The organism is Paenibacillus senegalensis JC66, assembly GCF_000285515.1.
Lineage (GTDB): Bacteria > Bacillota > Bacilli > Paenibacillales > NBRC-103111 > Paenibacillus_L > Paenibacillus_L senegalensis.
Map to the genome: position 1 here is coordinate 1 of NZ_CAES01000174.1, position 217 is coordinate 217.

Consider the following 217-nt stretch of genomic DNA (forward strand, 5'->3'; position numbering starts at 1 on the left):
CTTAAGCTTTACAACGTAAAGCTACTTCGAAAGCCTACTTCATCTTCGTGAATTCGTTTCGATCTAGTTTTCAGGGAGCAATTCCTTGAGCAAGACCGTTTGGTGGTGATGGCGGAGGGGAACCACGCGTACCCATCCCGAACACGACCGTTAAGCCCTCCAGCGCCAAGGGTACTTGGACCGAAGGGTCCTGGGAGAGTAGGACGCTGCCAAGCGG

1 rRNA gene is annotated in these 217 nt (G+C 53.5%); it reads left to right on the forward strand.

Going from position 1 to position 217, the window contains the following annotated elements:
• The first annotated feature begins 98 nt into the window (after positions 1–98).
• Positions 99–215, forward strand: a 5S ribosomal RNA gene (rrf, locus tag PSHG_RS26170).
• Positions 216–217 lie beyond the last annotated feature (2 nt).